The following is a 5,196-nucleotide window of genomic DNA, read 5'->3' as shown; positions in this document are numbered from 1 at the left end:
AAGCAATCCACTTGAATGGCTGCTGGTCAAGTTCAATTTGATCGCGCGGCCCGTCCTCGACACCCAGGTAGCGGGCACGTACGTCCACGCCGCCGCCCCCGGCCGCGGCCGTGCGCTGACCCGCCCGGCACGGCCCCGGGCTTTGCCCGGGGTGGCGGCGAACAGGCAAGATAGCCGGGTGACCCTCCTTGATCTGATGCCGAAGCCCGCCACCCCCGACGCGTTGTACGAGACGTTCGCAGCCTGGGCGGAGGAGCGGGGGATCACGCTGTACCCGGCGCAGGAGGAGGCGCTGATCGAGTTGGTGTCGGGGAACAACGTCATCCTCGCGACGCCGACCGGCTCGGGCAAGAGCCTGGTGGCGGCGGGTGCGCACTTCGCGGCGCTGGCGGAGGGGCAGCGGACCTTCTACACCGCCCCGATCAAGGCGCTGGTGTCGGAGAAGTTCTTCGACCTGGTGAAGATGTTCGGCACCGAGCAGGTCGGCATGATGACCGGCGACGCGAGCGTGAACCCGACCGCGCCGATCATCTGCTGCACCGCCGAGGTGCTCGCCCAGATCGCGCTGCGCGACGGTGCCCGGGCCGACATCGGCCAGGTGGTCATGGACGAGTTCCACTTCTACGCGGAGCCGGACCGCGGCTGGGCCTGGCAGATCCCGCTGCTGGAGCTGCCGCAGGCGCAGTTCCTGCTGATGTCGGCGACGCTCGGCGACGTCCGCCGCTTCGAGGAGGACCTGACCCGCCGCACCGGCCGTCCGACCACGGTGGTGCGCAACGCGACCCGCCCGGTGCCGCTGTTCTACGAGTACCGCCGCACCTCGCTGCACGACACCCTGGAGGAGCTGCTGCAGACCGGCCAGGCGCCGGTCTACGTCGTGCACTTCACCCAGAAGGAAGCGGTGGAGCGGGCCCAGTCGCTGATGAGCATCAACATGTGCTCGAAGGCGGAGAAGGAGGCCATCGCCGATCTGATCGGCGGTTTCCGCTTCACCACCAAGTTCGGCCGCAATCTGTCCCGCTACGTGCGCCACGGCATCGGCGTGCACCACGCGGGCATGCTGCCGAAGTACCGCCGGCTGGTCGAACGCCTCGCCCAGGCGGGCCTGTTGAAGGTCATCTGCGGCACCGACACGCTCGGCGTCGGCGTCAATGTGCCGATCCGCACGGTGCTGTTCACCGCCCTGTCCAAGTACGACGGACAGCGCGTGCGCATCCTGCGCGCCCGCGAGTTCCACCAGATCGCCGGCCGGGCCGGCCGGGCCGGCTTCGACACCGTCGGCCAGGTGGTCGCACAGGCGCCCGAGCACGTGATCGAGAACGACAAGGCGATCGCCAAGGCCGGGGACGACCCGAAGAAGAAGCGCAAGGTCGTCCGGAAGAAGGCCCCGGAGGGCTTCGTCGGCTGGACCGAGGAGACCTTCGACAAGCTGATCGGCGCCGACCCGGAGCCGCTGGTCTCCCGGTTCAAGGTGAGCCACGCGATGCTGCTGTCGGTGATCGGCCGCCCGGGCAACGCCTTCGAGGCGATGCGCAAGCTGCTGACCGACAACCACGAGGACCGGGCCGCGCAGCGCCGGCACATCCGCACCGCGATCGCCATCTACCGCTCGCTGCTGGAGGGCGGCGTGGTGGAGCGGCTGCCCGAGCCGGACGCCGAGGGCCGGATCGTGCGGCTCACCCTGGACCTCCAGGAGAACTTCGCGCTCAACCAGCCGCTGTCCACCTTCGCGCTGGCCGCCTTCGAACTGCTCGACCCGACCTCGCCCTCGTACGCGATGGACGTCGTCTCGGTCGTCGAGGCGACCCTGGACGACCCGCGCCAGATCCTCGCCTCGCAGCAGAACAAGGCGCGCGGCGAGGCCGTCGGCGAGATGAAGCGGGACGGCATCGAGTACGAGGAGCGGATGGAGCGGCTCCAGGAGATCACCTACCCGAAGCCGCTGGAGGAGCTCCTCACCCACGCCTACGAGGTGTACCGCCGGGCGCACCCGTGGATCGGCGACCACCAGTTGCAGCCGAAGTCGGTGGTCCGCGACCTGTACGAGCGGGCGATGACCTTCACGGACTACGTCGGCTTCTACGAGCTGGCCCGCACCGAGGGCATCGTGCTGCGCTACCTGGCCGGCGCGTTCAAGGCGCTGGAGCAGACCGTCCCCGAGGACGTGAAGACCGACGACCTCAAGGACGTCATCGCCTGGCTCGGCGAGCTGGTCCGCCAGGTCGACTCCAGCCTGCTGGACGAGTGGGAGCAGCTGGCCAACCCGACCGAGCCGCAGGCCGCCGAGGTGCGGCTGGACGACAAGCCGGCGCCGGTCACCGCCAACGCCCGCGCCTTCCGCGTCCTGGTGCGCAACGAGATGTTCCGCCGGGTCGAGCTGTGCGCGCTGGAGCACTACGAGGAGCTCGGCGCGCTGGACGGCGAGTACGGCTGGGACGCGGACCGCTGGGCGGACGCCATGGACGGGTACTGGGAGGAGTACGACGACCTGGGCACCGGTCCGGACGCGCGCGGCCCGAAGATGCTGATCATCGAGGAGGAGGACTCCGCCTGGCGGGTCCGGCAGATCTTCGACGACCCGGAGGGCGACCACGACTGGGGCATCAGCGCCGAGGTCGACCTGTACGGCTCGGACGAGGAGGGCCGGGCGGTGGTCCGGGTGACCGCCGTGGACCGGCTCGGCGGCTGAGCCCGGGCCGGGCCGGATGCCTGTCCGCCCGGCCTTGCCACGGCTCTCGACATCCTGTCCGTCCGGTGGTCGGCGAGGCCCTGTGCCGCCGCCGTCGACCGCCGTCCCGGCACGACGGAGGCGAGCGCTCGGCCGGGAGGACCGGCCGGGCGCTCGCCGAGGTGGCGGGACGAAGGTCAGAACCGGGTGCTGACCGTGACGCCGCTGAAGTCGGTGACCGCGTACAGGCTGAGGTAGCGGTAGCCGGCGGTGGGGTTGGTGACGGTGAGGGACTGGCTGGTGCCGGTGGCGGTGGAGGAGGCCGTGAAGGCCTTCGGCGACGCCCAGGTGTCCGCGTTGTAGTAGAGGTGCGCGGTGCCGGTGCCGCCGGAGGTGGTGACCGTCAGCGTGGTGGTCCCGGCGGGCAGGTAGACGTACAGGTAGTCGAGGTTGCCGGCGGTGGCGGTGCGGCCGGTGCGCGAGCAGTTGCGGCCCATCGCGTCGGCACGCTGCTCGGTGCAGGCGGGCAGGGTCACGGGGCCGGCGGTGACGGTGACGGTGGTCGGGGTGGTGGAGATCCGGCCGGTGTCGTCGGTGGCGGTGAGGGCGACGGTGTAGCTGCCGGAGGCCGCGTAGGTGTGGCTCGGGTTGCGCTCCTCAGAGGAGGTTCCGTCGCCGAAGGTCCAGTGCCAGGCGGTGATGCGGCCGGAACCGGTCTGCACGGAGCGGTCGTTCGCGGTGACGGTCGCGCCGTTCACCGAGGTGTCGAACAGGGCGGTCGGGCCGGGGTTGTAGCAGGCGCCGGCGGCACAGGCGTCGAGCCAGAGGTCGAAGTCGGCGTCGTAGGAGGTGCCGAGGCCGTTGTAGACCGCGTAGCCGCCCTGGTAGTCACCGGCGCGGAAGCGGGTCAGCATGGCCTGGACATCGGCCGGGTGCTTCTCCAGCATGTACCGGGTGGCCAGGTAGCCCCACGGGTAGACCCGGGTGGAGTCCGAGTTGCGGGGGGTGCTCTGGAAGAGGTCGCTGAGCTTGTAGGTGTGCTTGGCGGCCTGGGTCATCGCGTCGGTGTCGGTGGCGCCGCGGTAGCGGTGCGAGACGTACTCGGCGAGGCCCTCGACCCACCAGATGTCCGGGACGGACATCTGGGTGGGGTAGTTGCCCTTGAGGTCGTAGATGCTGTCCAGGTAGTGGGTGTACTCGTGGTTCAGGTTCCACACCCGGGCGGGGTCGTTGAGGTTCCAGGACTTCTGGTACATCACCGTCACGGCCGGCACGTTCGGGTCGGTGGCGTCCATGACGGTCTCGCCGCCGTTGTCGGTGTCGTTGCCGAAGATCGCCCACGAGTAGGTGGTGTAGTCGGTCTTGTTGGCGAAGATCCCGAAGGTGACGTTCTGGGCGTACTGGCCGGGGATCGGCCCGTTGTCCTTGACCACGTCGTGGAACAGCGCGTCCTGGTTGCGCAGGCTGGCGCAGACGGTGGCCAGTTCCTCGGCGGACAGCGCCTGGGACTTGATGGTGCGGTTGTCGCAGACCAGTTGCTTCGGCAGGACGACCGAGGTGAGCTTGGCGGGCAGGTCGCAGGTGCCGTAGTACGAGCACTGGCCGCCGTTGTACCAGTTGGCCTGGACGGCCGTGTGCACGTACAGCGGCGCGGCGGGCGTCAGCAGCGGCGCGGCGTCCAGCACCTTCTTGACCAGCGGCTTGACCAGGGGCTCGACGGCGGCGCCGCTCCCGGCCAACCGGGCGAGGTCGTTGCCGGCGTTGGTGGACAGGACCTCGTTGGACCCGCCGATCAGGTCCTTGTGGTTGATCGCGAAGTCGGCGAGCGAGCGGGCGACGCCCGGGTCCGCGGCGACGGCCCTGACGAAGTCCGGGTTCGAGTTGCCGCGCCAAAGCGGGTACTGCAGCACGGAGTTGACCGCGCCGACCATCTTCGGGATCGCGTTGTAGGAATTGTCGTAGTCGTCGAGTATCCGCTTGTAGGCGTTCAGGTAGCCGGCCTGGACGTTGGCGCTGTCGGTGAGCCACACGACGTCCTTGAGCACGATGCCGTTGCTCTCGCTGACGTCGTGCCAGCGGGAGCCGGCGAAGAAGGCGTCCAGGGCGGCCCGGACGGCGGTGGTGAGCTCGCCGGTGTACGGGCCGGTGGCGTCGGGGTGGTTGAACTGGATGTAGTAGCCGACCTGGAGGTAGAGCGCCAGCTGCTGGACGCCGGTCGAGTTGTCGCCGGTGTAGCCGGCGGCCAGTTCCTTGAAGGCGGCGGCGACGGACAGCATCCGGGACTGCTTGAAGATGCCCGGGTCGGTGCCGCCGCTGCTGTACAGGCCCCGGACGCAGTCCGGGGTCGAGCTCCTGATGAACGCGACCAGGTCGGCCCCGCTGCGCGCGGCGAAGTCCGCCGGGGTGCAGGGCTGTGCGGCCAGGGACTCGGCCGCGACGGGGACGTCTGCCGCGGCCGTGTCGGCGGCATCGGCGAAACCCTGTGGATAACCAGGGGGTTGTGGATAAAAGTGTCACTCGCACGAGTG

General features: G+C 69.7%; 2 protein-coding genes. One reads left to right on the top strand and one right to left on the bottom strand.

What is annotated here, in order from left to right:
* Positions 1-178 precede the first annotated feature (178 nt).
* On the top strand, positions 179-2,689 hold the full coding sequence (locus AB0E96_RS37910) for a DUF3516 domain-containing protein (RefSeq protein WP_359830924.1): 2,511 nt from the start codon (positions 179-181) through the stop codon (positions 2,687-2,689).
* 176 nt (positions 2,690-2,865) lie between these two features.
* On the opposite strand, the gene AB0E96_RS37905 is transcribed toward AB0E96_RS37910, so the two are convergent.
* Positions 2,866-5,025: a collagenase gene (locus AB0E96_RS37905; protein WP_359830922.1), complete on the bottom strand. Its 2,160-nt coding sequence runs from the start codon at positions 5,023-5,025 to the stop codon at positions 2,866-2,868.
* Between the last annotated feature and the right edge of the window lie 171 nt (positions 5,026-5,196).

Source organism: Kitasatospora sp. NPDC036755 (genome assembly GCF_040636595.1).
In the GTDB taxonomy this organism is placed as follows: Bacteria; Actinomycetota; Actinomycetes; order Streptomycetales; family Streptomycetaceae; genus Kitasatospora.
The sequence above is the reverse complement of the archived record's forward strand: the minus strand, read 5'-3'. Positions and strand labels throughout refer to the sequence as shown.